At 73.3% G+C, this 25,587-nt stretch carries 24 protein-coding genes, 1 tRNA gene and 1 pseudogene; 17 read left to right on the top strand and 9 right to left on the bottom strand.

The features are described 5' to 3' along the window. Window positions 1-106: 106 nt before the first annotated feature. Together ACIBJF_RS37650 and ACIBJF_RS37645 are read left to right on the top strand one after the other, a co-directional pair. Window positions 107-964 (top strand): annotated as a pseudogene (locus ACIBJF_RS37650) (APC family permease); the annotation flags it as partial. Between the two features lie 175 nt (window positions 965-1,139). Next, on the top strand, window positions 1,140-1,904 hold the full coding sequence (locus ACIBJF_RS37645; protein ID WP_399180753.1) for an SDR family NAD(P)-dependent oxidoreductase: 765 nt from the start codon (window positions 1,140-1,142) through the stop codon (window positions 1,902-1,904). Between the two features lie 21 nt (window positions 1,905-1,925). Here the strand turns inward: ACIBJF_RS37645 and ACIBJF_RS37640 are convergent, their stop codons facing one another. Genes ACIBJF_RS37640 through ACIBJF_RS37620 form a run of 5 tightly spaced genes read right to left on the bottom strand, consistent with a single transcriptional unit; the run spans window position 1,926 to window position 8,899 of the window. After that, entirely contained in the window at window positions 1,926-2,534 is a 609-nt protein-coding gene (locus ACIBJF_RS37640) for a TetR/AcrR family transcriptional regulator (RefSeq protein ID WP_399180751.1), read from the bottom strand. 50 nt (window positions 2,535-2,584) lie between these two features. After that, window positions 2,585-4,909 (bottom strand): acetate--CoA ligase family protein, encoded by a 2,325-nt coding sequence (locus ACIBJF_RS37635; RefSeq protein WP_399180749.1) that lies wholly within the window; start codon window positions 4,907-4,909, stop codon window positions 2,585-2,587. After that, a complete protein-coding gene (locus ACIBJF_RS37630; RefSeq protein ID WP_399180747.1) occupies window positions 4,906-6,090 on the bottom strand; it encodes a Glu/Leu/Phe/Val dehydrogenase dimerization domain-containing protein in 1,185 nt (394 codons plus the stop codon). The genes ACIBJF_RS37635 and ACIBJF_RS37630 overlap by 4 nt, the downstream gene beginning before the upstream one ends. Further along, the gene (locus tag ACIBJF_RS37625; protein WP_399180745.1) at window positions 6,087-7,742 is read right to left on the bottom strand and encodes a 5-guanidino-2-oxopentanoate decarboxylase; all 1,656 of its coding nucleotides are present in this window, start codon (window positions 7,740-7,742) and stop codon (window positions 6,087-6,089) included. Before ACIBJF_RS37625 ends, ACIBJF_RS37630 begins: the two co-directional genes overlap by 4 nt. Then, window positions 7,742-8,899, bottom strand: coding sequence for an acyl-CoA dehydrogenase family protein (locus tag ACIBJF_RS37620; RefSeq protein WP_399180743.1), 1,158 nt, complete (start codon window positions 8,897-8,899; stop codon window positions 7,742-7,744). Before ACIBJF_RS37620 ends, ACIBJF_RS37625 begins: the two co-directional genes overlap by 1 nt. A 221-nt stretch (window positions 8,900-9,120) precedes the next feature. Between ACIBJF_RS37620 and ACIBJF_RS37615 the strand changes: the two genes are divergently transcribed. The 14 genes from ACIBJF_RS37615 to ACIBJF_RS37550 all read left to right on the top strand — a co-directional run bounded on the left by ACIBJF_RS37615 (window position 9,121) and on the right by ACIBJF_RS37550 (window position 22,777). Further along, window positions 9,121-10,287 (top strand): MBL fold metallo-hydrolase, encoded by a 1,167-nt coding sequence (locus ACIBJF_RS37615; protein ID WP_399180742.1) that lies wholly within the window; start codon window positions 9,121-9,123, stop codon window positions 10,285-10,287. A 972-nt stretch (window positions 10,288-11,259) separates the two neighbouring features. Beyond that, window positions 11,260-12,930 (top strand): sensor histidine kinase, encoded by a 1,671-nt coding sequence (locus tag ACIBJF_RS37610; RefSeq protein WP_399180741.1) that lies wholly within the window; start codon window positions 11,260-11,262, stop codon window positions 12,928-12,930. Between the two features lie 92 nt (window positions 12,931-13,022). Beyond that, a complete protein-coding gene (locus ACIBJF_RS37605; protein WP_351808030.1) occupies window positions 13,023-13,457 on the top strand; it encodes a roadblock/LC7 domain-containing protein in 435 nt (144 codons plus the stop codon). Between the two features lie 2 nt (window positions 13,458-13,459). After that, window positions 13,460-13,831, top strand: coding sequence for a DUF742 domain-containing protein (locus ACIBJF_RS37600; RefSeq protein WP_356311176.1), 372 nt, complete (start codon window positions 13,460-13,462; stop codon window positions 13,829-13,831). Further along, complete coding sequence (locus ACIBJF_RS37595) at window positions 13,809-14,408, top strand: GTP-binding protein (RefSeq protein ID WP_399180739.1); 600 nt, start codon at window positions 13,809-13,811, stop codon at window positions 14,406-14,408. The genes ACIBJF_RS37600 and ACIBJF_RS37595 overlap by 23 nt, the downstream gene beginning before the upstream one ends. Window positions 14,409-14,469: 61 nt before the next feature. Next, on the top strand, window positions 14,470-15,042 hold the full coding sequence (locus ACIBJF_RS37590; RefSeq protein WP_399180738.1) for a GAF domain-containing protein: 573 nt from the start codon (window positions 14,470-14,472) through the stop codon (window positions 15,040-15,042). Between the two features lie 189 nt (window positions 15,043-15,231). Then, the gene (tdh, locus tag ACIBJF_RS37585; protein WP_399180735.1) at window positions 15,232-16,260 is read left to right on the top strand and encodes an L-threonine 3-dehydrogenase; all 1,029 of its coding nucleotides are present in this window, start codon (window positions 15,232-15,234) and stop codon (window positions 16,258-16,260) included. Window positions 16,261-16,305: 45 nt separating this feature from the next. Next, the gene (locus tag ACIBJF_RS37580; RefSeq protein WP_399180734.1) at window positions 16,306-17,499 is read left to right on the top strand and encodes a glycine C-acetyltransferase; all 1,194 of its coding nucleotides are present in this window, start codon (window positions 16,306-16,308) and stop codon (window positions 17,497-17,499) included. 31 nt (window positions 17,500-17,530) lie between these two features. Further along, window positions 17,531-18,433 (top strand): LysR family transcriptional regulator, encoded by a 903-nt coding sequence (locus ACIBJF_RS37575; RefSeq protein WP_399180732.1) that lies wholly within the window; start codon window positions 17,531-17,533, stop codon window positions 18,431-18,433. A 36-nt stretch (window positions 18,434-18,469) separates the two neighbouring features. Then, on the top strand, window positions 18,470-19,843 hold the full coding sequence (locus ACIBJF_RS37570; RefSeq protein WP_399180730.1) for a B12-binding domain-containing radical SAM protein: 1,374 nt from the start codon (window positions 18,470-18,472) through the stop codon (window positions 19,841-19,843). 53 nt (window positions 19,844-19,896) lie between these two features. Further along, on the top strand, window positions 19,897-20,481 hold the full coding sequence (locus ACIBJF_RS37565; RefSeq protein WP_399180728.1) for a helix-turn-helix domain-containing protein: 585 nt from the start codon (window positions 19,897-19,899) through the stop codon (window positions 20,479-20,481). Beyond that, complete coding sequence (locus ACIBJF_RS37560; protein ID WP_399180726.1) at window positions 20,478-21,008, top strand: GNAT family N-acetyltransferase; 531 nt, start codon at window positions 20,478-20,480, stop codon at window positions 21,006-21,008. Before ACIBJF_RS37565 ends, ACIBJF_RS37560 begins: the two co-directional genes overlap by 4 nt. Before the next feature lie 30 nt (window positions 21,009-21,038). Further along, entirely contained in the window at window positions 21,039-21,404 is a 366-nt protein-coding gene (locus ACIBJF_RS37555) for an MmcQ/YjbR family DNA-binding protein (RefSeq protein WP_399180725.1), read from the top strand. 89 nt (window positions 21,405-21,493) lie between these two features. Beyond that, window positions 21,494-22,777 carry an MFS transporter gene (locus ACIBJF_RS37550; protein WP_399180723.1) on the top strand — a complete coding sequence of 428 codons (1,284 nt, stop codon included), beginning with the start codon at window positions 21,494-21,496 and terminating at the stop codon, window positions 22,775-22,777. A 121-nt stretch (window positions 22,778-22,898) separates the two neighbouring features. Here ACIBJF_RS37550 and ACIBJF_RS37545 read toward each other — a convergent pair whose 3' ends face one another. Continuing rightward, window positions 22,899-23,801 carry a transketolase family protein gene (locus tag ACIBJF_RS37545; RefSeq protein ID WP_399180721.1) on the bottom strand — a complete coding sequence of 301 codons (903 nt, stop codon included), beginning with the start codon at window positions 23,799-23,801 and terminating at the stop codon, window positions 22,899-22,901. Between the two features lie 28 nt (window positions 23,802-23,829). Beyond that, window positions 23,830-24,537, bottom strand: a complete 708-nt coding sequence (locus ACIBJF_RS37540; protein WP_399180719.1) for a transketolase — start codon at window positions 24,535-24,537, stop codon at window positions 23,830-23,832. A gap of 125 nt (window positions 24,538-24,662) precedes the next feature. Here ACIBJF_RS37540 and ACIBJF_RS37535 point away from each other — a divergent pair. Next, a tRNA-Pro gene (locus ACIBJF_RS37535) sits at window positions 24,663-24,739 on the top strand. Window positions 24,740-24,767: 28 nt separating this feature from the next. On the opposite strand, the gene ACIBJF_RS37530 is transcribed toward ACIBJF_RS37535, so the two are convergent. Both ACIBJF_RS37530 and ACIBJF_RS37525 read right to left on the bottom strand, forming a co-directional pair. Next, window positions 24,768-25,034, bottom strand: a complete 267-nt coding sequence (locus ACIBJF_RS37530) for a hypothetical protein (protein ID WP_399180717.1) — start codon at window positions 25,032-25,034, stop codon at window positions 24,768-24,770. Further along, entirely contained in the window at window positions 25,031-25,573 is a 543-nt protein-coding gene (locus ACIBJF_RS37525; protein ID WP_399180716.1) for an MASE1 domain-containing protein, read from the bottom strand. Before ACIBJF_RS37525 ends, ACIBJF_RS37530 begins: the two co-directional genes overlap by 4 nt. Window positions 25,574-25,587 lie beyond the last annotated feature (14 nt).

Genomic DNA, 25,587 nt, shown 5'->3' with positions numbered 1-25,587 from the left:
TTCCACCTCCACGCTCACGCATCCCCGCCCAGATGGGCAGAACCCTTGCCAGACCTTACGGTTCGCATAGGTCCACTTAGCTGATTAGAGACGCTTCGAACTCCCCAGCTCCGCCGCCGAGGAGATGCGCAACCCGCGCCGGGACATCCCGCTGTCCATCCTCCGCTCGGGCCTCGCCGCGCTCGTGCTCTACGGCGGCCCGATCCTCGGCATCCTGTTCGTCCTGCCCGGTGAACGCATCGGCAGCCTCGGCGGGTTCATCGACGCCTGCAAGGCCGTCTTCACGGTCTACGGCGGCTCGATCGCCGCGGACGGCACGGTCACCCTCACCGGCTTCGGCTCGGTGTGCGGCGGGATCGCGGCCGCCGGACTCATCGTCGGGCTGCTCACCTCGGGCGTCACCTGGGCCATGGGCGCCCACCGTGCCCAGGCCGTGGCCTGCGCGGACGGCGCCGGTCCCGCCTGGCTCGGCCGCATCTCCGCCAGGCACGGCACCCCGGTGCGGGTGAACCTGCTCTCCGCCGTCCTCGCCTCCGCGCTGTTCGTGACCGCCCTCAACCTCACCGGCGGCGACGGCGAGAAGTACTTCGCGGCGGGCCTCGGCCTGACCATCTGCACCACGTTCATCTCATACGTCATCACCTTCCCGAGCCTCGCCGTCCTGCGCCGCAAGCACCCGGACGTGCCTCGCCCCTACGCCGTCCCCGGCGGGCTGCTCGGCGCCCGTCTCGTCAGCGGCCTCGCCACCGCCTTCGTGGCCTTCACGGTCGTGGTGCTGATCTGGCCGGGCTTCGGGGTCGGCTGGTTCGGCACTGGCGGCAACCCCGCGGACTCGCTGCCGCAGTCCTTCGCCGGGCAACGCGCGGCCTACACCCTCAGCCAGGTCGTTCCGCTGGTGCTCTTCGTGGCCATCGGGCTGGGGTTCTACGCGGCGGGGGCGCGAACCCGCAGGGAGAAGGGGTAGCGGCCCGCACCACGCCTTGTGGACCGGCCTCCGCTCGCCATTTTTGGACTTGCCAGTCCATTTTTGCCGCCGCACAGTGGCACCTGCCCCGGCAGTCCGGGGCCCCGTCCGGCCGGCGGCCGCATGCCGTCCGGTCGTTCGGGTTCAACAGGATCGACTGGCGACGGAGTGGACCATGCCGAAGCGGCTCACGGGCAGGACAGCACTGGTGACCGGAGCGACCAGCAACATTGGGCGGGCGATCGCGGAGGCCTTCGCGGCCGAGGGGGCGCATGTCGTCGTCTCGGGCCGCAGCGCCGGGCGCGGCAAGGAGGTGGTCGACGGAATCCGCGCCCGTGGCGGCCGCGCCGACTTCGTCCGGGCCGACCTGGACGGAAGCGCCGCCGCCTCGCAGGGGCTGGCCGAGGAGGCGACACGGGTCCTCGGCGGCCGTATCGACGTCCTGGTCAACAACGCCGGCATCTACCCCGGTGACACCACGGCGGAGACCGACGAGAAGACCTTCGACCAGGTCTACGCGGTCAATGTGAAGGCCCCGTTCTTCCTGACCGCGGCCGTCGCACCGGCCATGGTGGAGGCCGGCGGCGGAGCGATCGTCAACCTGGGGTCCTGGATCGCGCGCCTGGGCGTGCCGATCGGCGCCCTCTACAGCTCCACCAAGGGGGCCATGGAGACGCTGACGCGGGCGTGGGCGGCGGAGTTCGGGCCGCGGGGCGTGCGGGTGAACGCGATCTCCCCGGGGGTGGTGCTGACGCCCGAACCGGGAACGACGCACCCCGCCGAGGTGATGATGAAGGGCACTCCGGCGGGGCGCATGGGCACCCCCGAGGCCATCGCCGACGCGGCCGTGTACCTGGCCGGCGACGAGTCCTCCTTCGTGCACGGCATCGTCCTGGACGTCGACGGCGGGCGCACCACGACCGCCGTCATCGCCGGCTGACATCCGGGACCGGTACGCCTCTCACCCCGCGGTGCGGCCCGCGCTGCGCAGGTCCGCGATCCCCTGGTCGAGGGCGGCGCGCAAATGGGCCGACCCGCCCGTGGACAGCAGGATCGACACACCCCCCTGGATCGCGGCCAGCAGTGCCGCGGCCCTGACGTCGACATCGAGATCGGCGGGGAGCCTGCCGGTGGCCTGCAGCGCCCGGATGCCCGCGGCCAGGCTCTCCTGCCAGCGGCGCATGAGTTCGATCACGATCGCCCGCGCTCCGGGGGTGGAGCGCCCGATCTGAAGGAACAGCGACCCGAGCGGGCACTGGTCCCCCTGCGCCTCGTACCGCTCGACGACCACGTCCCGCCACCGCTCCCAGGCCCCCCACGAGTCGAGGCAGCCGAGGTAGGGCTGCTGGTCCTCGATGACCTGGTCGGCCTCGAACCGGGCCACCGCGAGGAGCAGTTCGTCCTTGCCGGCCGGGAAGTAGTGGAACAGCTGGCTCTTGCTGGTGCTCGTCCGCGCCATGACGTCGTCCAGCGTCACCGAGGCGACACCCCGCTCCCGGAGCACCGCGGCGGCACCCTCGACGATCCGGTTCCGCGTCGCCCTCCCCTTCGCGGTCAGCTTCCCGCCCATGTCGGCCTCCATAAAGTGGACTGGTCAGTCCATTATAGGCCGATGGGTTCTCATGTGCCCCGAACGACCGCGTGCGCGTCCAGGGCGAGGGCCCCGCCCGGGTGCACCAGCAGCGGGTTGACCTCCAGCTCGGTGAACTCCGGGTGGGCGGCGGCGACCTGGGCGATGGCGCACAGGGCGGCCGCGGCGGCCTCCAGGTCGACGGGCGGGGCGCCGCGCCAGCCGGTCAGCAAGGGCGCGTGGCGCAGCCCGAGCAGCAGCGCACGCGCGCGTGCTGGGGTGAGCGGGGCCAGGGCGAGTGCGGTGTCGGCGTGCAGCTCCGCGGTGACGCCGCCGATGCCGGCCAGGGCGACCGGGCCGAACGCCGGGTCGTGCCGGACACCGGCGATCAGCTCGTGGGCGTGCGCCGGCGCCGCCATGGCCTCGACGGCGTAGCGCGCGGCGCCGGTGGACGCGCGCATCCGGGCCAGAGCCGCGCGTACGGCGTCCTCGTCGGCGAGCGCCAGCGCGACCCCGCCGGCCTCCGTCTTGTGCGCGAGGCCCATCGCCTTGAGCACGACCGGGAAGCCCACGCGCCGCGCCGCCGCGACCGCCTCCTCCTCGGAATCCGTCACGAACTCCGCCTGGGGAAAGTCCAGTCCATGGGCGGCGAGCAGGGCGCGGACGGTCTCGTAACCGCCGTCGGGGGCGGGTGGCGCGGGGCGGGGCAGAGGCGGCGGGTCGGTCGGCGCCGCGGCGGCGAGCCGTACGGCGCCGGTGAGGGCTGTGGCCGCCTGCTCGATGCGCTCGTACACCGGTGTCCCGCGCTCCCGCAGGACGGCGAGGGCGGGGGTGTCGCGGGCCATGGTGTGCACCAGCAGCGGGCGTCCGGTACGGGCGGCGGCGTCGGCGAGCGCGCCGGCCACCTCGCACTCGTGGGCCGTGCGCTGGGGGTCGGCGCTCGCGTAGTCGCCGAAGTAGCCGGTCAGGACGACCGCGTCGGCCTCCCCGCTGTCCAGCAGTGTCCCGGCCACGCGCGCGTAGCTGCCGAGATCGGCCTCGCCCGCACCGGCCAGGTCGACGGGGTTGCGGCAGCCGGCACCGGGCGGCAGTACCTCGGCGAGGCGGCGTACGGTGGCTGCCGACAACGCCGGCACCTCGGCCCCGCGCACGGTGAACGCATCGGCGGCGAGTGCTCCTTGACCGCCGCTGTCCCCTACTACGGCGACGCGGGCCGGCGCGTGCCAACGAATGTCGGCCAACGGGTGTTGGTCACCGGGCGTTTGCCGACGGGTGTTGACTCCTGGCGGACGCTTCTGGTCCGCGCCGCCTCGCCAACGGGCGTTGGCCAACAGGCGTTCGCCCCCGCCCGTCGGCCCACCAGCGCCGGCCCCCGCCTGCTGCTCCTGCCCACCACTGTCGGCCAACAGGTGTTTGCCACCGGCTGTCTGCCCACCGGCATGGTTCCGCCCCCGCTCGCCCCGACCGGTCAACCACCCCGGCGCGGCCAGCAAACACACTGCCGTGTCCACCAGTTCGCCCGCCGAGTCCACCAGCAGCGCACCGCTGTCCCGGCAGACGGCCGCCACCGTGTCGTACGAACTGACCAGCGCGCCCGTGTGGGAGGCGGCGGCGCCCGCGGCGGCGGGGCTGCGGCCGACCGTGAGCAGCAGCACCGGTTTGCCCGCCGCGTGCGCGGCCTCCAGCACCCGCGCGAGACGGCGGCCGTCGCGGAAGTCCTCCACGTAGGCGGCGAGAACCCGGGTGGGCCCGTGCCCGATGAGCGCCTCCAGGGCCTCCGCCGCGTCGAGGTCCCGCTGGTTGCCGAGCGAGACGAACCGGGAGAAGCCCTGTCCCGCGCGGGCGAGCAGCCGGCCGATCTCCAGGGCGAGGTTCCCGCTCTGCGACACCAGTCCCACCGCGCCCACCGGGAACTCGCCCCAGCTGAGCCGCAGTTCGCTGCCCGTGTCGACCAGGCCCATGCAGTTGGGCCCGAGCAGCCGGGCGCCCCGGTCGGTTATCTCGCGGGCCAGCGCGCGCTCCTCGGCCGGGTCCCCGCCGGAGGTGATGACGGTGAAGTGGCGGGCACCGGCCGCCAGGCCCTCGGTCACCACGGTCCGGACCTGAGCGGGCGGCACGGCCACCACGACGTGCTCGCAGGCGAGCCCGGTGAGCCCGGCGCGGAACGGCACGCCGTCCAGGCTCCCGCCCCGCCGGTTCACCAGGTGCACCTCACGCCGCCCCCGCCCCGCCAGCGCCCCCTTGGCCAGCCAGTAGCCCCACTTCCCGGGCTGCGCGGAGGCGCCGACGACGGCGACCGAGGCGGGGTCGAAGAGCGCGTCCGTGCGCGGCCCGCCGGCGCCCGCGGCCGGGGAAGGCCCGCCGGGCCCCGTCACCGGTACCACCCGAAGCGGTCCGCGATCACCGGCAGGCGGTCGGTCACCAGCGCGTGGGCGGCCGCACGCGGAGTCGTGCCGTCGGCCTCCGCGCGGGCGAGCACCAGCTCGATCAGGGCGCGCATCGAGCGCCGGATGTACGCGAAGGCCTCCTCGGCGTCCGCGCCGATGTCGCCGAACAGCGTCCACCACCACCAGGCGTTGGTCCCGGAGTTGACCACCACGTCCGGCAGCACGGTGACCCCGCGCGCGGCCAGCAGTTCCTCCGCCTGCGGCAGCACGGGCATGTTGGCGGCCTCCACGATCCAGCGGGCGCGGATCCGGTCCTGGTTGGCGGTGTCGATCGCGTACGACACCGCCGCCGGCACGAGCACCTCCGCGTCGGCGGACAGCCAGGCGTCGCCGGGCAGTTCGCGGTCGCCGGGGCGTAGCACACGGCGGTCGACGGTGCCGTAGCCGTCCCGTGCGGCCAGCAGGGCCTCGACGTCCAGCCCGGCGGGATTGGCGATGGTGCCCTTGATGTCGGCGACCGCCACCACCGTCAGCCCCGCGCGGGCGAGGAACCACGCGGTGGCCCCGCCCATCGTGCCGAGCCCCTGCACCGCCACCCGGGCGCCCGCGTACGGCACGTCCGCCCGGTCCAGCGCCGCGAGCACCGACTCGGCGACCCCGCAGCCACCCGCCAGCTCGTCCAGGCCGATGCCGTCCACCTCGACCGCGAAGGCGTCCGCGAGTCGCTCGCGGGCCGCCGCCTCGTCGTCCAGCAGCGGGTACACGGCCTGGATGGAGGAGACCAGACCCGCCTCGGCCGCCGCGCGGTCGACCAGGTCCTGGGTGAGACCGAGATCCTCGCCGGTGGTCCAGAAACTCTCGATGTAGGGCCGCATGGCGCGCAGATAGCGCACCAGCAGCCCGTACGCCTGCGGATCCTGGGGATCGCAGTCGATGCCGCCCTTGGCCCCGCCGAGGGGTACATAGCGCGCCTCGGGGTCGTAGTGCAGGGCCTCCTTCATCGTCATGCCGCGGGCGAGCCCCGCCACCTCCTCGAGCGTGCAGCCGGGGCGCATCCGCAGCCCGCCGCTGGCCACGCCGCGCACCAGCCGGTCCACCACCAGGAAGCCCTGGCGGCCGGTGACGTGGTCGGTCCAGACGAGCGACAGCAGGGGAGCGGGAGCGGTCATGGGGTCTCCTCGGGGACGGTGATCAGGGTGGGGCCGGGCCGGTCGAGGGCCTCGGTGAGGGCGCGCGCCAGTGCGGCCGGGTCGCACGCGCGCGTGCCGTGTCCACCGTAGGCGCGGGCCAGGGCGGGCAGGTCGACCGGTGCCAGGTCCACGGCGGCCGGCACGTCGCCGCGCGCCCGCATCTCGTCACGGATCTCGCCGTAGCCGCCGTTGTCGAAGACCACTATGGGCAACGGCAGTCGGAGCTGTACGGCGGTCGCCAGTTCCTGCACCGTGAACTGCAGTCCGCCGTCCCCGCTCAGCGCGAGCACCTGCCGGCGCGGCTCGGCGACCTTGGCGCCCAGCGCGGCGGGCAGCGCGTAGCCGAGGGTGCCGAAGCCGGTGGGGTGCAGATACCGGCCCTCGGGGCCGACGGGGAGGTGGGGGAGGGCGCCGTAGTAGCAGCACTGGGCGCTGTCGGAGGTGATGACGGCGTCGGCCGCCAGCACCTCGCGCACCGCCCGCAGATACGGGATCCAGCGGGCGTCCCGCGCGGCGGTCTCGGCGTCCCGCGCGGCGCGCAGCGCGGCCACCTCGTCGGCCACGCGCGTGTGCGGCGTGTTCACGGGTACGCGTGCGTGACGGTCGCCCTGCAGTTCCGCCAGCAGCGCCTCCAGGGCGAGCCGCGCGTCCGCCACGAGGGGTACGTCCACCGCCGCGCCCGCGTACATCTGGTCCGGATCGAGATCGACGCGTACGAGCGTGCCGTCCAGCGGCGGTGGGACGGTCCAGAAGTCGGACTCGGACAGCTCCGTGCCGACCGCGAGGACGACGTCCCGTGCGGCGAGCCACCGCTGCACAGCGGGGCTGTGCAGCGACACGCCGAGGGACAGCGGATGGGTCTCCGCGACGGTGCCCTTGCCGGCCGCCGTGGTCACGACGGGCGCGGCAAGGCGCTCGGCGAGGGCTCGGCACTGCGCCCGCGCGCCGACGGCTCCGCCGCCGAGCACCAGCGCGGGGCGACGGGCCCCGCACAGGGCCGTGACGGCCTGCCGTACGGCCTCCGGTTCGGGCGCGGGGGGTGGGGTGCGCGGGGCACGCCGGACGGGCCCCAGCACCTGAGCGGCCGTCAGCAGATCCAGCGGCACCTCGATGTGCGCGGGGCGCGGGCGCCGGGTGCGGAACAGGGTGAACGCCCGGGCCACGGCCGCGTCGATCTCCGCGACCGACGAGACCCGGTGACTGAACGCGGCGACGCCGCGCAGGGCCTCGGTCTGACTGCGCATCTCGTGCAGCGCGCCGGTGGCCAGCCGGGGATGGCCGAGCGGCATGCCCGGCGAGACGACCAGCAGCGGCACGCTGTCCGCGTAGGCCTCGCCGACGGCGGCCGCCGCGTTCAGCAGGGCGGGCCCGGTCGTCGTGAGCACGACACCCGGACGGCCCGTCACGCGCGCGTACCCGTCGGCCGCGTACCCGGCACCCTGCTCATGGCGGGGCGCCACATGCTCGATGCCGTAGGCCGGAAGGTGCCGGTACACCTCCAGGTTGTGTGTGCCCGGGATGCCGAAGACCCGGCTCACGCCGTGCGCCCGCAGGGCCCGTACGAGGGCCTGTCCGCCGGTCAGGAGGCCGCCGGAGGCGTCCTGGGGGCCCGGCCGGGCGGCAGCGCCCATCACAGGCTCCGCGCGATGATGAGCCGCATGATGTCGGAGGTGCCCTCCTCGATCTCCTCCAGCTTGGCGTCCCGCATCCACTGCTCCACCGGGAACTCCCGCGAGTAGCCCCAGCCGCCGAGCGTCTGCACGGCCGCCCAGGTGCAGTACGCGGCCGTCTCCGACGCCGTCAGCTTGGCCATCGCGGCCTCGGCGGTCGCCTCCAGACCCGCGTCCAGCCGGCGGGCCGCCCGCCAGGTCATCAGCCGTGCCTGCTCCACGCGCGTGCGCATGTCGGCGAGGCGGAAGGCGACCGCCTGGTGCTCGATGATCGGCTTGCCGAACTGCCGCCGCTCACGGGCGTAGTCGCGCGCGTACTCGTACGCCGCCCGGGCCACTCCCGTCGCCGCCGCGCCCAGCACCGTACGGGAGATGTCGAAGGTCCGCATCAGCCCGACGAAGCCCTCGCCCTCGGCGCCGAGCCGGTGCTCCTCGGGCACGAACGCGTCCTCGAAGAAGATCTCCCGGCAGACGATCGCCCGCTGCCCCATCTTGCGCATCGGCTCGCCGAAGGTCATGCCCTCGGTGCCCTTGCGCAGCAGGAACGCGCTGACTCCGCGCGAGCGCCGGGTGGGGTCGGTCTTGGCGAAGACCACATAGCTGTCGGCCTCGCCCGCGTTCGAGATCCACGCCTTCTGGCCGCGCAGCCGGTAGCCGCCCGCGGTGCGGTGCGCGGTGGTGACGATCGACGCGGCGTCGGATCCGGCGCCGGGCTCGGTCGTCGCCAGGGCCGTCATCGGGGTGTCCGGGCCGGTGAGCGGCGTCAGCCACTCCTGCTTCTGCTCCTTGGTGCCGAGTTCGAGGACCGGGTCGGCGAAGAAGCCGTTGGAGCACAGCAGGTTGCCGATGCCGAGGTCGCCCACGCACAGCTCCTCCTGGACCAGGCACTGGGTGAAGACGTCCGTGAAGCCGCCCCCGCCGTACTCCTCCGGCAGCATGAAGCCGGTGATGCCGACCCCGGCGGCCTTGCGCCACAGATCCCAGGGCGTCTCCACGTCCGCCTCGTCCACGGCACGCGCGCGTGGCCGTATCTCCTCGCGGGCGAAGGCTCGGGCGAGATCGACGACGTCTCGCTGTTCGGGGCGGAGCGGGACCAGCTCGGTGGGGAGGTCGGACATGGTGCCTCCAAGGCGGCCGCGGACGGTGGTCGGCGAAGGGCGCCGGACAGGGCTCTACTGAATCGTGAGTCAGTATCCGGAGCCGGTCCGCGCCCTGTCAACGTGCTGAACGGAGGTTCAGTAGCGTGCTCCCGGGCCCGCGGGTGGTACCCCGGCCGGACCGGGCTGTCGGAGGCGCCGACCATAATGGGGAGCCTCACCCACTTCACCGGGAGGTATCCGTGACCGGACTGCGTTCCTCGAGCTCCGGGCTCCGCGCCCTGCGGCCCGCGGCCTTCGGCGCGGAACCGGGCGGTGAGCGCCTGGCACGCATCCGCCGCTCCCCCCACTTCAAGGACGGCGTCTTCCAGAACCCGGGCGGCACCGCGCGCACCCGGCCCTCCGGCTCCACGCTGGACCTCGCGAAGGTGTTCCTCGACAAGGACACCCGGCCCCTGCGCGCCCCGAGGGGCACCGTCCCGGTGCATCCCACCACCTTCGCCGACCTGGCCAAGCCGCCCGCCACCGGACTGCGGCTGACCTGGATGGGCCACTCCAGCGTCCTCGCAGAGATCGACGGCCACCGGATCCTGTTCGACCCCGTCTGGGGCGAGCGCTGCTCCCCGTTCCCCTTCGCCGGACCCAAGCGGCTGCACCCCGTGCCGCTGCCGCTGGCCGCGCTCGGCGAGGTCGACGTGGTCGTCATCTCGCACGACCACTACGACCACCTGGACCTGCCCAGCATCAAGGCGCTGGCCGGCACGGACACCCTGTTCGCCGTGCCGCTCGGCGTCGGCGCCCACCTGGAGCACTGGGGCGTCTCCCCGGACCGGCTGCGCGAGCTGGACTGGCACGAGTCGACCCGGGTCGGCGGACTCACCCTCACCGCCACCCCCGCCCGCCACTTCTGCGGCCGCGCCCTGCGCAACACCCAGCACACCCTCTGGGCGTCCTGGGTCGTCGCCGGCGAGGAGCACCGGATCTACCACAGCGGTGACACGGGCTATTTCGAGGGCTTCAAGGACATCGGCGCGGACCACGGCCCGTTCGACGCCACGATGATCCAGATCGGCGCGTACAGCGAGTTCTGGCCCGACATCCACATGACCCCCGAGGAGGGCCTGCGCGCCCACATCGACCTGCAGGGCGGGGCACCCCACGGCGCGCTGCTGCCGATCCACTGGGGCACCTTCAACCTGGCCCCGCACGCCTGGGCCGAGCCGGGCGAGTGGACCAAGGAGGCGGCCGAGGAGGCCGGCCAGGCGGTGGCCCTGCCCCGCCCGGGTGAGCCGTTCGAGCCGGCGGGCAAGCTCCCGGCGGAGGCGTGGTGGCGCGGCGTTTCGGGGGAGCTGCGGCGCACCTGGCGCTCGGTCGGCGCGTTCGTGGCGGAGCCGCCCGCCAAGCGGTGACGCCGCCGCGCCGACGGCACGGAAGGCCTGCGTGACACGACTCAGTCAAGGCCAAAGCAGATACTCTCTGTAACAATCCGCCCGCCTGATCCGCAGGCGGCCCAGGTCGTCGGATGTGCGGAATGTCCAGATGGTGATCACGCCGCCCTGATCGATTCTGCGCGACTCGTATCGATGTGTTTCGAGTTCAATTCCCTTGCATGACTGGCTAATCGGTCTGTCGTGCGAGAGCTCATACCAGAGCGGGACCAATCCTGCGGGACTTTGTCAACTGCCCCCCGCACATGATGGGGAGGCGACTACCGTCGGTGGCCGGATGGCAGCCCGACGGACAAGTACGAGGACGCAGATGTCTCACCTCCGAGCACCGGCCACCCGTGCCGACCGCCGAGAGGGCGGCAGGCACGGGCGACCGGGCGCCCGACCCGCTCCCGCACTGCCCGAGACGCACATACGGCCCCAGCTCATGCGGCTCGCCGTGCTGCCGCCGCTCGCGGTCGCCCTCAGCGCCACCGCCGCCGTCCTGTACAGCATCCGCGCCACTGGCGCCCGCACCGGCCCCGTCCTGTGGGGTGTGGTCGGCGGAGCGGTCACCGTGGCCGTCGCCGGCGTCCTGATCGCCGCCGTGGCCGCCGACCGGGCCGCCCGCTCGGTCTCCGACCGCGTCGACGCGCTGTGCCGTACCGCCGCGCGCGGCGAGGCGGACCTGCACGCCCTGGTCGACGCGCTGCGCCAGGGCGAGGCCCCGCCGCAGCGCGCACCGCGCCGCCGGCCGCCCGAGGACGCCGACGACTTCGACCTGCTCGCCGCCGACCTGGCCCGGGGGGGGGGGGGGGGGGCGCCCCCCCCCCGCCCGCCCCCCCCCGCCCCCCCCCCCCCCCCCCCCCCCCCCCCGCCCAGCTCTCCAGCCAGGCGGGCAGCGAGCAGAAGCTGGAGGTCTTCGTCAACCTCGCGCGCCGGCTGCAGTCGCTGGTGCACCGGGAGATCTCGATCCTCGACGACCTGGAGAACGAGATCGAGGACCCCGGCCTGCTCAAGGGCCTGTTCCACGTCGACCACCTGGCCACCCGCATCCGGCGGCACGCCGAGAACCTCGCCGTGCTCGGCGGCGCCGTCTCCCGGCGCCAGTGGAGCAACCCGGTCAGCATGACCGAGGTGCTGCGCTCCGCCATCGCCGAGGTCGAGCAGTACTCCCGGATCAAGCTGGTGCCGCCGATCGACGGCGAACTGCGCGGCCACGCCGTCGCCGACGTCATCCATCTGCTCGCCGAACTCATCGAGAACGCCTCGGTGTTCTCCGCCCCGCACACCCAGGTGCTGCTCCGCGCCAACCTCGTCACCTCCGGGCTCGCCGTGGAGGTCGAGGACCGCGGGCTCGGCATGCCGGTCGGCGAACAGAACCGGATGAACGCCCTGCTCGCCGACCCCGACCAGGTCAACGTCGCCAGCCTGCTGGCAGACGGGCGCATCGGCCTCTACGTCGTCTCCCAGCTCGCGCGGCGGCACGGCATCCATGTGCGGCTGCAGACCAACATCTACGGCGGTGTGCAGGCCGTACTCGTCGTCCCGCAGGCGTTGTTGGGTACGGCACCCGGGGTGGCCGGCGCGGCCGACGGGGCGGGCGTGCACCGGCCGCCGCAGGATCCGGCGGACACCGGTGCCTCGCCGCGGGTGCGTCTTCAGGGCCAGACCGGTGGGCCGGTGCAGGGCCAGGGGCACGGGTCCGGGCTGGGGCAGGTGCCGGGATCTGTGCCGGCGCCCGCATCCGGGCCGGTTCCTGTGCCGGGACCGCGACCCGCGGGTGCCGGCCCCGTGTACGGCGGTACCGGGCCGGAGGCCGACGCCACGGCCGACTCCGGGGCGGTGGCGGGGCGAGGCGCGCTGGTGGCCTCCGCGGGCGAGGCCGGCTCCGGAGGCGGACACGCCCAGGTGACGGGGCCGCGGCGGCACGCCCAGCACGGTGGCGGGGGGAGCGGCGCCGGGAGCGAGGTCGTACGGCGCGGCACCGAGAGCGGTGATGCTGGTCAGAGTGGAGGCGGCCTCGCGCCGCTGCCCGTGCGGGGCGCCCGGCAGGACCGGCCCAACCCCTCCGAGGCCCTGCCCGGCATCGGCGCCGGGGACCGGGCGGCGGTCGAGGCGCACGCGGGCATCCTGCCCACACCGCGCGCCGACACCGTGCGCGGCACCATGAACAAGCCCCGACTGCCCCGCCGCCGCGCCCAGGAGCACATCGTCCCCCAACTGCGCGGCGGTCCCGCACCCCGCCAGGACGGCGACGCCGTCGCGGGCCACGACCCGGGGCTGATGGCGGCCTTCCAGCGCGGGATCGGACTCGCCGAGGCGCAGCAGCACATGGAGGCCCAGGACGCCGCCTATACCACGCCTATGACGGACCATCACCTTCTGCCCGCCGCAGCGGAGTTCACCGACCCACCGCTTGCGCCGCCCAACCACATGGGCTCAGACCATACGAGCTCGGCGCACATGGGCTCGGCTCACGTGGGCTTGGACCACATGGGCTCAGACCACATGGCCTCCGACCACAGAGACCCCACCCCGATATCCCAGGGGCGCACCCACGCGCCCACATCCGACGGTGCCCGTGGCGCCGGCCGGCCCGACGGGAGCGCCCCGGCCGGCTGACGCCCGCACCGTGCCCACCCCCCACCTCCGACCACGCACCCTCAACCGCCAGCGCTCCCGCAGACCTTCGTACCCCAAGGAGTCGATCCACCATGGCGAGCGATGCGCCGACCGCCCACGCATCCGACCTCGACTGGCTGCTGAGCGGCCTCGTGCAGCGCGTACCGCACACCACCAGCGCGGTGCTCCTGTCCTGCGACGGGCTGGTGAAGTCCGTGCACGGCCTCGACATCGACAGCGCCGACCACATGGCGGCCCTGGCCTCCGGCCTGTACTCCCTCGGCCGCAGCGCGGGCGTCCGGTTCGGCGACGGCGGGGACGTCCGCCAGGTCGTCGTCGAGCTCGACTCGACCCTGCTGTTCGTCACCACCGCCGGCTCCGGCACCTGCCTCGCCGTGCTCGCGGGCCGGGAGGCCGACGCCGCCGTGCTCGGCTACGAGATGGCGATGCTCGTCAAGAGCGTCCGCCCCTACCTGGTGACCGCCCCCCGGCAGCAAGCCGTCGAACCCACGGCGACGAGGCCTTGAGCGTGGCCGCAGCCGGCGACGGGCCCTGGCTGGACGACGCGGCCGGACGGCTGGTGCGCCCGTTCACGGTCAGCAACGGACGCACCGAGCCCAGCGTGGCCCTGGACCTGATGTCACAGGTGATGGCCACCGGCGTCACCCCGCTCGGCTATCTCGGCCCCGAGCACGCCCAGGCGCTCGACCTGTGCCGGGCCCCCGTCTCGGTCGCCGAGGTCGCCGCGCATCTGAAGCTGCCCGCGGTGGTCACCAAGGTGCTGCTCTCGGACCTCGTCGACTGCCAGGCGCTGACCACCAAGCCCCCCGTTTTCCACCACACACCCACTGACCGGTCTCTGCTGGAGGCAGTGCTCGATGGACTACGACGACAGCTCTGACCCGTTCCCGACCGCGCTGAAGATCCTGGTGGCGGGCGGGTTCGGGGTCGGCAAGACGACCTTCGTGGGAGCGGTCAGCGAGATCGCGCCGCTCAGCACGGAGGAGCTGCTCACCACGGTCAGCGTCGGCACGGACAGTCTCGACGGCGTCGAGAACAAGATGGAGACGACGGTCGCCATGGACTTCGGCCGGATCACCCTCGATCCGGACCATGTGCTGTACCTGTTCGGCACCCCGGGGCAGGAGCGGTTCTGGTTCATGTGGGACGAGCTGTCCGAGGGCGCGCTCGGCGCGGTGATCCTCGCCGACACCCGCCGGCTCCAGGACTGCTTCGCGGCCGTGGACTTCTTCGAGGAACGCGGACTCGGCTTCATCGTCGCCATCAACGAGTTCGACGGCGGCTACCGCTACGACCCCGAGGAGGTGCGTGCCGCCATCGACCTGGACCCCGAGATCCCCGTCGTCCGCTGCGACGCCCGGATCTCCTCCTCCGGCGTGCAGACCCTGCTCACCCTCGTACGCCACCTCCTCGCCCACGCCCCGGCGACCGCGCCGAGCCACGGCGCCCACATGTGATCCCGCACTATCGCCCACGGAGTTCCCCCATGAGGTACGCCCACAGCGCTGGAGCCCGGCCATGACCTACGAGCCGCCCCGGCCGGTCCGGGGTCTGCTGCTCACCCCCGAGGACAAGGAGGCCCCCGCCCGCGTCCACCGACTGCGCCTGCTCGGCCTGGCGGACCGTCCCGACCCGGCGCTCGACGCCTTCGCGGACCATCTCGCCCGGCTCACCGGCGCGCCCTACGCCATGGTCAACTTCGTCGGCGAGGACCACCAGTTCTTCGCGGGCCTGTGCGTCCCCGTGGCCCCCCTGCTCAGGGAGGACGGCAGCAGGCCGGAGTTCGGCCGGGTCCTGCCGCGCGAGCACGGGTTCTGCCCCCATGTGGTGGTCCGCCGCAAGGCACTGGTGCTCGAGGACGTCCGCGACTATCCGCGGTTCGCCGGGAACCCCGTCGTGGACGAGTACGGCATCCGGTCCTATCTGGGCGCCCCGCTCATCGACAGCTCCGGCATGGTGCTCGGCACCGTGTGCGCGGCCGACACCGAGCCCCGGGTCTGGGGCCGATCGGTACTGGAGACCGTCAAGGCGCTGGCCGCCGACCTCGTCGTACGACTCGAACGGAGCGCCGAGGACGGGCTGCCCCTGTGACGGGCCGGGGCCTGCCATCGCCGCCGGCACCTGGGGCGTGAAGGAAAGCTGAGGCGGCGGTTAAGAAAAGCTCGATGGACCCGCGGCCCGCGCATACGGCAGATTGCAGGGTGATTCCACCCCTCTGACCCGGTGCGGGCTCCTTACGCATGCCCGCGGGCCGGGACCTCACCCACAGGAGCCGCACGCGTGAAGGCGCTGGTCAAGGAGAAGGCGGAGCCCGGGCTCTGGCTGACGGACGTCCCGGAGCCCGAGATCGGCCCGGGTGACGTACTGATCAAGGTCATGCGGACCGGTATCTGCGGCACCGACCTGCACATCCGGGCCTGGGACGGCTGGGCGCAGCAGGCGATCCGGACCCCGCTCGTGCTCGGGCACGAGTTCGTCGGGCAGGTCGTCGAGACCGGCCGGGACGTGAGCGACATCCGCATCGGCGACCGGGTCAGCGGCGAGGGCCATCTGGTGTGCGGCAAGTGCCGCAACTGCCTGGCCGGCCGCCGCCATCTGTGCCGGGCCACCGTCGGCCTCGGCGTCGGCCGGGACGGTGCCTTCGCCGAGTACGTCGCCCTGCCCGCGGGCAACGTCTGGGTGCACCGGGTCCCCGTCGACCTCGACGTCGCCGCGATCTTCGACCCGTTCGGCAACGCCGTGCACACCGCGCTGTCCTTCCCGCTGGTCGGCGAGGACGTGCTGATCACCGGCGCCGGCCCGATCGGCCTGATGGCCGCCGCCGTGGCCCGGCACGCGGGCGCCCGCAACGTCGTCATCACCGACGTCAGCGAGGAGCGCCTGGACCTGGCCCGCAAGATCGGTGTGAGCCTCGCCCTGAACGTCGCCGAGTCCACCATCGCCGACGGACAGCGGGAGCTGGGCCTGCGCGAGGGCTTCGACATCGGCCTGGAGATGTCCGGCCGTCCCGAGGCCATGCGGGACATGATCGCCAACATGACGCACGGCGGCCGTATCGCCATGCTGGGCCTGCCCGCCCAGGAGTTCCCGGTCGACTGGTCCCGGATCGTCACCTCGATGATCACCATCAAGGGCATCTACGGCCGTGAGATGTTCGAGACCTGGTACGCGATGTCGGTGCTGCTGGAGGGCGGCCTGGACCTCGCCCCCGTGATCACCGGCAGGTACGGCTACCGCGACTTCGAGGCGGCCTTCGCCGACGCCGCGAGCGGCAAGGGCGGCAAGGTCATCCTCGACTGGACCGCGTAAGCGACGTCAATCCCCAGCCGCGCCAGCACTTTCAGGAGCTTCCCCATGTTCGACACCGTCCGCGACGACCTGCGCGCCACCCTCGACGAGATCCGCGCCGCCGGTCTGCACAAGCCCGAGCGGGTCATCGGCACCCCGCAGTCCGCGACCGTGAACGTCACCGCCGGCGGCCGTCCCGGCGAGGTCCTCAACTTCTGCGCCAACAACTACCTCGGCCTCGCCGACCACCCCGAGGTGATCGCCGCCGCCCACGAGGCCCTCGACCGCTGGGGCTACGGCATGGCCTCGGTCCGCTTCATCTGCGGCACCCAGGAGGTGCACAAGGAGCTGGAGGCCCGGCTCTCGGCGTTCCTCGGCCAGGAGGACACGATCCTGTACTCCTCCTGCTTCGACGCCAACGGCGGTGTCTTCGAGACGCTGCTCGGCGAGGAGGACGCGGTGATCTCCGATGCCCTCAACCACGCCTCCATCATCGACGGCATCCGCCTGTCCAAGGCCCGCCGCTTCCGCTACGCCAACCGCGACCTCGCCGACCTGGAGGCGAAGCTGAAGGAGGCGTCCGACGCCCGGCGCCGCCTGATCGTCACCGACGGCGTGTTCTCCATGGACGGCTACGTCGCCCCGCTGCGCGAGATCTGCGACCTCGCCGACCGCTACGACGCGATGGTCATGGTCGACGACTCGCACGCCGTCGGCTTCGTCGGCCCGACCGGCCGCGGCACCCCCGAGCTGCACGGCGTCATGGACCGCGTCGACATCATCACCGGCACCCTCGGCAAGGCCCTCGGCGGCGCCTCCGGCGGCTATGTCGCCGCCCGCGCCGAGATCGTCGCCCTGCTGCGCCAGCGCTCCCGGCCGTACCTGTTCTCCAACACCCTCGCCCCGGTGATCGCCGCCGCCTCCCTGAAGGTCCTCGACCTGCTGGAGTCCGCCGACGACCTGCGCGTCCGGCTGCGCGAGAACACCGCGCTGTTCCGCCGCCGGATGACCGAGGAGGGCTTCGACGTCCTCCCCGGCGACCACGCCATCGCCCCCGTGATGATCGGCGACGCGGCCGAGGCGGGCCGCATGGCCGAGCTGCTGCTGGAGCGGGGTGTGTACGTGATCGGCTTCTCCTACCCGGTCGTCCCGCAGGGCCAGGCCCGCATCCGCGTCCAGCTGTCCGCCGCGCACTCCACCGAGGACGTCAACCGCGCGGTCGACGCCTTCGTCGCGGCCCGCGCCGAGCTGACGGCCTGAGCGGGGCGGACGCCTTGCGATAATTGACCGCATGATCGAGGCACGGCGGCTCCACATCCTCCGTGCGGTGGCCGACCACCGCACGGTCACCGCGGCGGCCGCCGCGCTGTACCTCACGCCGTCGGCGGTGTCCCAGCAGCTGACGGCGCTGGAGCAGGAGACCGGCCACCGCCTGGTCGAGCGCAGCGCCAAGGGCGTACGGCTCACCCCGGCCGGCGAGATCCTGCTCGGCCACACCAACGCGGTCCTCGCCCAGCTGGAGCGTGCCGAGGCCGAGCTGGCCGCCTACGGCTCGGGCGAGGCGGGCACGGTCACCGTGGCGGCCTTCGCGACCGGCATCGCGCAGGTCGTGGCCCCGGCCGTGGCCCGGCTCGCCCACTCCGCGCCCGGCATCCGCATCCGCGTGCAGGACGCCGAGGGCGACGAGAGCCTGCCCATGGTGCTGGACCGGCAGGTCGACGTGGCGGTGGCCGTGGAGTACCGGGGCGCCCCGCCCGCCGACGACCCCCGGCTCACCCACGTCTCGCTCTACGCCGAGCCGTTCGACGCGGTCGTACCCGTCGGCCACCGCCTCGCGGACGCCGCCGAGGTTCCCCTCGCCGAGCTGGCCAAGGACCCCTGGATCGGCCCGTACCCCGGCAACCCCTGCCACGACGTGGTCGTCCTGGCCTGCGAGAGCGCCGGTTTCCAGCCCCGCCTGGAGCACTCCTCGGACGACTTCCGCGCCGTCGTCGCGCTCGCCTCGGCCGACGCCGGCGTGGCGCTCGTACCGCGCTCCGCGCTGAACGGCATGGACCTCACCGGCGTCGTCGTACGCCCCGTCGACGGCGTGGCCCCGACCCGCCGCGTCTTCGCCGCCGTACGACGCGGCGCCGAGGGGCACCCGCTGATCCGCCCGGTGCTGGACGCGCTGCGGAAGGCGGCCCTGGCGTAGGGAACCGGCCATCGGCCGCACGCAGTCTGGGAGGTCATGCGTGTGACGATGATCCTCCCGGCCCTGACCGAAGCGACCAGCCCGCTGTTCAGGCCCATCAAGTACTCGCTGTTCCCGCCGCTGGGCCTGGCCACCCTGGCCGGCTACCTCGACCCGGACGACGAGGTCACGCTCTACGACGAACACGTGGAGCGCATCGACCCGGCGGCCCTGGACACCCCCGACCTCCTGGTGGTGCAGCCGTACATCACCTCGGCCCGGCGCAGCTACGAGATAGCCGACCACTTCCGGGCCCGGGGCGTCCATGTCGCCATGGGCGGTCTGCACGTCACCTCGCTGCCCGACGAGGCCGCGGCCCACGCCGACACCGTCTTCACCGGGCCCGGCGAGGACACCTGGCCGCTGTTCCTGAAGGACTTCCGCGACGGCGTACCGGCCCGCCGCTACGACTCCACCCGGCGCACCCTCGCCGGACTGCCTCCGGTGCGCCGCGACCTGATCAAGCGGCACCTCTACCTCGTGCCCAACTCGATCGTGGTGTCCCGGGGCTGCCCCCACCACTGCGACTTCTGCTACAAGGACGCCTTCTTCGAGGGCGGCAAGTCCTTCTACACCCAGGCCGTCGACGACGCCCTGGCCGAGATCGACCGCCTGCCCGGCCGTCACCTCTACTTCCTCGACGACCACCTGCTGGGCAACCGGCGCTTCGCCGAGGCCCTGTTCGACGGGATGCAGGGGATGGGCCGGCTGTGGCAGGCGGCGGGCACGGTCGACTCCGTGCTCAAACCGGACCTGCTGGAGCGGGCGGTGGAGGCGGGCCTGCGCAGCCTGTTCGTCGGGTTCGAGACGGTCAACGACGCCAACCTCGCCGAACGGCGCAAGAACCAGAACATCGGCACCGACTACGCGGCCGCGGTACGACGCCTGCACGACGCCGGGGTGATGGTCAACGCCAGCTTCGTCTTCGGGCTCGACCAGGACGGCCCCGACGTCTTCGACCGCACCGTGGAGTGGGCCGTCGAGCAGGGCATCGAGACGGCGACCTTCCACATCATGACGCCGTATCCGTCGACCGGGCTGTGGAGGCAGCTGGAGTCCGAGGGACGCATCACGCACCGCGACTGGGACCTGTACGACACCCGCCATGTCGTCTACCAGCCCAAGGGCATGACACCGCGTCAGCTGGAGGACGGCTACTGGCGGGCCTACCGCGACTTCTACCGCTGGTCCAGCATCTGGCGCGGCTCGGCGGCGCAGCCGGGCCGGCACGAGCGGCTGCGGCACCTTGCCTACGCGGGCGGCTGGAAGAAGTTCGAGCCCGCCTGGGACCTGCTGATCCGCTCGCGCCGGGTGGTGCGGGCGCTGCCGATGCTGGAGCGGACGCTCGCGGCGTTCGGCGGGCGGCAGTGAAGAGAACTCCGGAGCCCTGGAGTCTGTCTCAGATATGGCATAACATCCCTGATATGAAACAGGGCGAGGTCGCACCGGCTCCGGAGCCCGTCGACGCCCGGCTCGGCGCCCGCCTCGCCGAGCTGCGCGCCGGGCACGGCTGGTCCCTGGGGGAGCTGGCCGAGCGCAGCGGGGTGAGCCGGTCCACCCTCTCGCGCGCCGAACGGGCGGAGATCAGCCCCACCGCCTCCCTGCTGAACCGGCTCTGCCATGTCTACGGCCGCACCATGTCCCAGCTGCTCAGCGAGGTGGAGGCGGCACCCGCGCCGCTGGTCCGGGCCGCCGACCAGCAGATCTGGGAGGACCGTGACTCGGGATTCGTCCGGCGGTCGGTGTCCCCGCCGCACGCCGGGCTCCGCGGCGAACTGGTCGAGGGCCGGCTCGCACCGGGTGCCGACATCGCCTACGACCGCCCGCCCGTGACCGGTCTGGAACAGCATCTGTGGGTGCTCGACGGCGCCCTGGAGGTGACCGACGGGGAGCAGGTCCACCACCTGGACCCCGGAGACTGCCTGCGGATGCGCGTCTTCGGCCCCACCCGGTTCCGCTGCGCCGGCCCCGTCGAGGCACGGTATGTGCTGGCGGTGGTGCGGCCGTGAGGGTGGAGCGCTGGAACGCCGCGCAACTGCGGGACCACGCGGGCGAGTTGGCGGATCTGCTGACCGACACCGTGGCCGGTGGCGCCTCGGTCGGCTTCCTCGCGGCGCTCACGCACGAGGAGGCCACCGCCTGGTGGCGGGAGCGGGCCGAGGCGAGCGCGGCGGGCCGGCTCGCCGTCTGGGCGGCACTGGACGGCACCGGCCGCCCGGCCGGAACCGTGAGCCTGGTCCACCCCGACAAGCCGAACAGCCGCCACCGCGCGGAACTGGTGAAGCTGATGGTGCACCGCTGCGCGCGCGGGCAGGGACTCGGCCGCCGGCTCCTCACCACCGCCGAGGACGCCGCCGCGGCCGCCGGCATCACCCTGCTCCACCTCGACACCGAGACCGGCAGCCCCGCCGAGCACCTCTACCGCTCGGCCGGCTGGACCCGGGCCGGCGTCATCCCCGACTACGCGGAGAGCCCGGGCGGCGAGCTGCGCCCGACGAGCCTGTACTACAAGCGCCTGGAGCCGCCGGCCGGGTGACTGTCAGTGGCAGGAGCTACCGTGCGTTGCATGCCGGATGCCGAAGACGTACGCCGTATCGCCCTGTCCCTGCCGGACACCACGGAGAAGATCGCCTGGAGCATGCCCACGTTCCGGGTGGCCGGGAAGATGTTCGCGACCCTGCCCGAGGACGAGACGTCCATCGCCGTGCGCTGCCCCAAGGAGGAGCGCGACGAACTGGTGCTGGCCGAGCCGGAGAAGTTCTGGATCGCCGACCACGAGGCCCAGTTCGCCTGGGTCAGAGCGAGACTCGCCGCACTGGAGGACGAGGACGAGCTACGCGCCGTCCTCGCCGACTCCTGGCGGCAGGCCGCACCGCCCCGACTCCTCGACGCCCACCCCGAGTTGGGGCTGCCGCCCGGGGAGTGGAAATAACCCGTGCGCGCGAGCCGGGCGTGGCATGATCCCGCGCGGCGCAGACGGGCGCGGCACCGCGAGGGCGCGGCGGGGAGGGAGCATCCGGGATGACGGGCACGGACTCACGGCACGACGTCGGCACGCGCGGGGCGGGCAGGGCCGAGGCCGGCGGGCGGGCCGTCTGGTCACGGGACTTCGCCCTGTTCTTCGTGGCCAGGGCCGTCGCCCGGCTCGGCGACACCATGCTGCCCGTGGCGCTCGCCGCCGGCCTGCTGGAGCACGGGTACGGCGCGGGCGCGGTCGGTCTCGCCATGGCCTCGACGGCGGCGGCGTTCGCCGGTCTCGTCGTCTTCGGCGGGGTCATCGCCGACCGGTTCAGCACCCGCAGGCTGATGATCGGCGCCGACCTTGTCCGGCTCGTCACCCAGTCCCTCGCCGCAGGACTGTTCTTCGCCGGGCATGTGGTGCTGTGGCAGATCTGCGCGATCGGCTTCGTCAACGGCGTGGCGGGGGCGGTCTTCCAGCCGGGCGTGGCCAGTACGGTGCCCCGGCTGGCCGCCGACATCCAGGGCGCCAACGGCGCGATCCGCATCGCCGAGTCCGCCGCCCAGCTCGCCGGCCCGGCCGTCGCCGGTCTCCTGGTCGGCTTCGCCTCGCCCGGCGCCGTGTTCGCCGCGCACGCGGCCACCTACGCGACGAGCGCCCTGTGCCTGCTGCTGCTCCGGCTGCCCCCGCTCCCCGAGGGCAGCGGTGCCGCCACCGGCCGGGGGATGCGTGCCTTCCGGGCCGATCTGGTCCAGGGCTGGCGGGAGTTCCGGTCCCGGACCTGGCTGTGGGCCGTGATCGCCGTCTGGTGCCTGTACATGATCGCGGTCTGGGGGCCGACCGTCCCGCTCGTGGCCACGGAGGTCGTCCAGCAACACGGCCCGCGCGCCTACGGCCTGGTCAACTCCGCCCTCGGCGCGGGCACGGTGGTCGGCGGCCTGCTCGCCCTGCGGCTGCGGCCCCGCCGCATGCTCCGCGCCGGCGCGATCTCCCTGTTCGCCTTCTTCGGCCTCCCCGCGGCCGTCGGCGCGGGCCTCGGCGTGCCGGCGATGGCGATCGGGGCGGCCGTGGCGGGCGCCGGAATGTCGTTCTGGGGCGTGATGTGGGCGACCAGCGTGCAGACCCAGGTCCCGCCGGACGTCCTCAACCGGATCCACGCCTACGACGTGGCCGGCTCCCTCGCCATGATGCCGGTGGGCCAGGCCCTCGCGGGCCCCGCGGCCGACGCGGTCGGCGCCGGGCACGTCCTGCTGATCTCCGCCGCGACCAGCCTGGCGGTGGCTGCGGCACTGCTCGCGGTTCCCGCGATACGCGACCTGGTCCGAGCGGACGCGCCCGCGCGGTGAGCGCACATCCGTGCAGGCCGCCTGCGCCCTGCGCCGGTCCCGTCCGGGGGCCGGGTCGCTCACCGGCGCTGGCAGGGTGCCGCTGCGCCCCCGTGCCGCCCAACGGCACGACTGCCCGCAGCTACGCGCGCTCCACGAATCGCCCGATCCGCTCCCGCAGGCTCACCGCGTCCAGCCCGTGCGCGGCCACATGCTCCTCAACCGTCCCGTAGCGGCGCAGCTCGCCGCGGCCGACGCCGAGGCCCAGGACGCGGTGCGGCACGTCCGCGAGCGCCTCGCTCACCGCGGTCGTCGAGGTGCCCGCGAGATACGGCTCGACCAGCACGACATCGGTGCCCGCCGACTCCGTGGCCCGGCGTAGGCCCGCCGCGTCGAAGGGCCGCACCGTCGTCGCGTACAGGACCGTCACGTCCAGGCCCTCCGTGGCGGCGAGGACCGGGTCCAGCACCGGGCCCACGGCGAGCACCACACCGCCGCGGCCCTCGCGGACCGCGGCGAAGCGCTCGCCGTCGATCAGCCGCCCCTGCCGGTTGGCCTGCACGGACAGCCGTACGTACACCTTGTCGTCGCTGGCGGCGACCGCGCGGCGCAGCAGTGTCTCGGCCTCGTCCGGGTGCCCGGGCACGTGCACGGTCCAGCCGTCCAGTGTGTCGAGCAGCGCCACATCGCCCGGGGCCATGTGCGTGTAGCCGCCGGCCGGCCAGTCGAAGGAGGCGGCCGCGCTCACCAGCACCGCCCCGGTGTTCTGGTGCCCGAGATCCAGCTTGACCTGCTCGAACGGCCGCTCCACGAGGAAGCTGGCGAAGGTGTGCACCACGGGCCGCAGCCCGGTCAGCGCCAGCCCCGCCGCCGCCCCGACGAGCAGCTGCTCGCGGATGCCGACATTGACGACCCGGTCGGGATGCCGGGCCATGGCCTCGTCGAAGCCGTCCTTGCCGATCTCGGCCAGGACCACCGCGACGCGCGGATCCTCGTCCAGCAGCCGGGAGACGACGGGGGCGAAACGGTCACGCATGGTGTCCATCAGGATCTGCCTTTCCAGGAGGCGGGAGTCAGGCGTTCTTGGGCTCGACGCGGGCCACGACCACATGCGGCCGCCCGGGATGCGGCGCGGTGAACGCGGCGTACAGCGCCTCGTGATCGCGCCCGTCGACGGTCACCACCGACCAGCCCGCCGCCTCGAACCGGGCGGCGATGCCGCCGGGCAGGGCGTGGCTGGCGGAGGAGTTGTCGACCACGACCGTGTGCAGCCGCTCCAGGCCGGCGGGCCCCGCGAAGGCGATCGCCTCGTGGTTGCTGCCCTCGTCCAGCTCGGCGTCCCCGATCAGCACCCAGACCGCCGGATCGTGCAGCCCCTGCGCCCGCAGCCCCAGCGCGCTGCCCACCGCGATCGGCAGCCCGTGCCCGAGCGAGCCGCTGCCGATCTCGGCGCCCGGCACCAGCACCCGGTCCGGGTGATGCCCGAGCGGGGAGTCGTACGACCCGAACCCGGGCAGCCAGTCCACCGGCACGAACCCCTTCGCGGCCAGCACCGCGTAGTACGCCATCGGCCCGTGCCCCTTGCTCAGCAGGAACCGGTCGCGGGCCGGATCGTCCCGCCGCTGCGGCGTCACCCGGAGCACGCGGTCGTAGAGCACCCACAGCACGTCGAGGGTGGAGGTGGCCGCCGGTCCGTGCTTCTCGTCGCCGGTCATCAGGCTCATCAGACCGGGCAGGTCGTCGTACCCGTACGCGCGGTTCTCGTCCGTTGCGATCGTCATGCCGACGATCGTGCAACCTCAACCAAACTCGAGGTCAACCGGAAAACGGATACGCGATCACCGAGCGGAGTGCGGTATTGTTTCCCTGCGCGTTTCGATCGGGGAAACCCCAGGTCAAACGGCACCGGGACGTGGCGCAGCTTGGTAGCGCACTTGACTGGGGGTCAAGGGGTCGCAGGTTCAAATCCTGTCGTCCCGACCAGCTTTACGGCCGGTCGGAGGTCGTCTCCTCAGCGATGAGGAGACGACCTTTGTCGTGTCTGCCGTCGTGTGTGCTGCCGTGTCTGCCGAGCGTGCGGAGCGTCGGCCTCGTTCTCGCGTTCCGCGTCGGAAAGCGCCGGCAGGCGGTCGCCGACGGCGATCCTGGCCGCCATCGTGGCGAGCTGCCCGCAGGCCCGGGCGATCTCCCGCTGGGCCTGGTTCCGCTCGCTGACGACGGCCGAGAGCAGCAGCGCGGTCAGCGCGGCGGAACCGTTGAAGGCCTGCAGGGTGATCATCTTGGTGAGCAGGTCGTGACCGGCGAACGGGCCTGATCTCTCGCCCCCGCGATGACGGCGAAGATCGACACCGCCAGTGCGCACGGCGCGGCCCCGGCCAGCTGGAAGCGGAAGGCCGCCCAGATCAGCAGCGGGAACCCGACGAACAGCAGCGGAACGTGACTGGTCACGAGGAGTCCCACAGCGGCTGTGGCCGCCACGAGCAGCAGCGCCTCTGCCCATCGGGCGGGCCGCGCGTGCCTGGGCGGGCGTGCCGAGCGCAGGACGAGCAGGACCGGCGTGACCACCAGGACGCCCATCGCGTCGCCGGTCCACCACACCGACCACGTCGGCCAGAAGTCGCGTGGGCTCAGTGCGCCGGCGAGGAACAGGGTCCCGCTGCCTGTCGTCGCGCTGACCAGCATCCCGGTGAACGCACCGAGAAAGATCAGCGCGAGCGCGTCCCGTAGCCGGTCCAGGTCCGTATGGAATCCCGTACGGCGCAGCAGCAGGTAGGAGCAGACGGGTGCGACGGTGTTGCCCGCCGCGATGGCGAGCACGGCCGGGAGCGACG

Source organism: Streptomyces sp. NPDC050743, from assembly GCF_044456925.1.
In the GTDB taxonomy this organism is placed as follows: Bacteria; Actinomycetota; Actinomycetes; order Streptomycetales; family Streptomycetaceae; genus Streptomyces.
The sequence above is the reverse complement of the archived record's forward strand: the minus strand, read 5'-3'. Positions and strand labels throughout refer to the sequence as shown.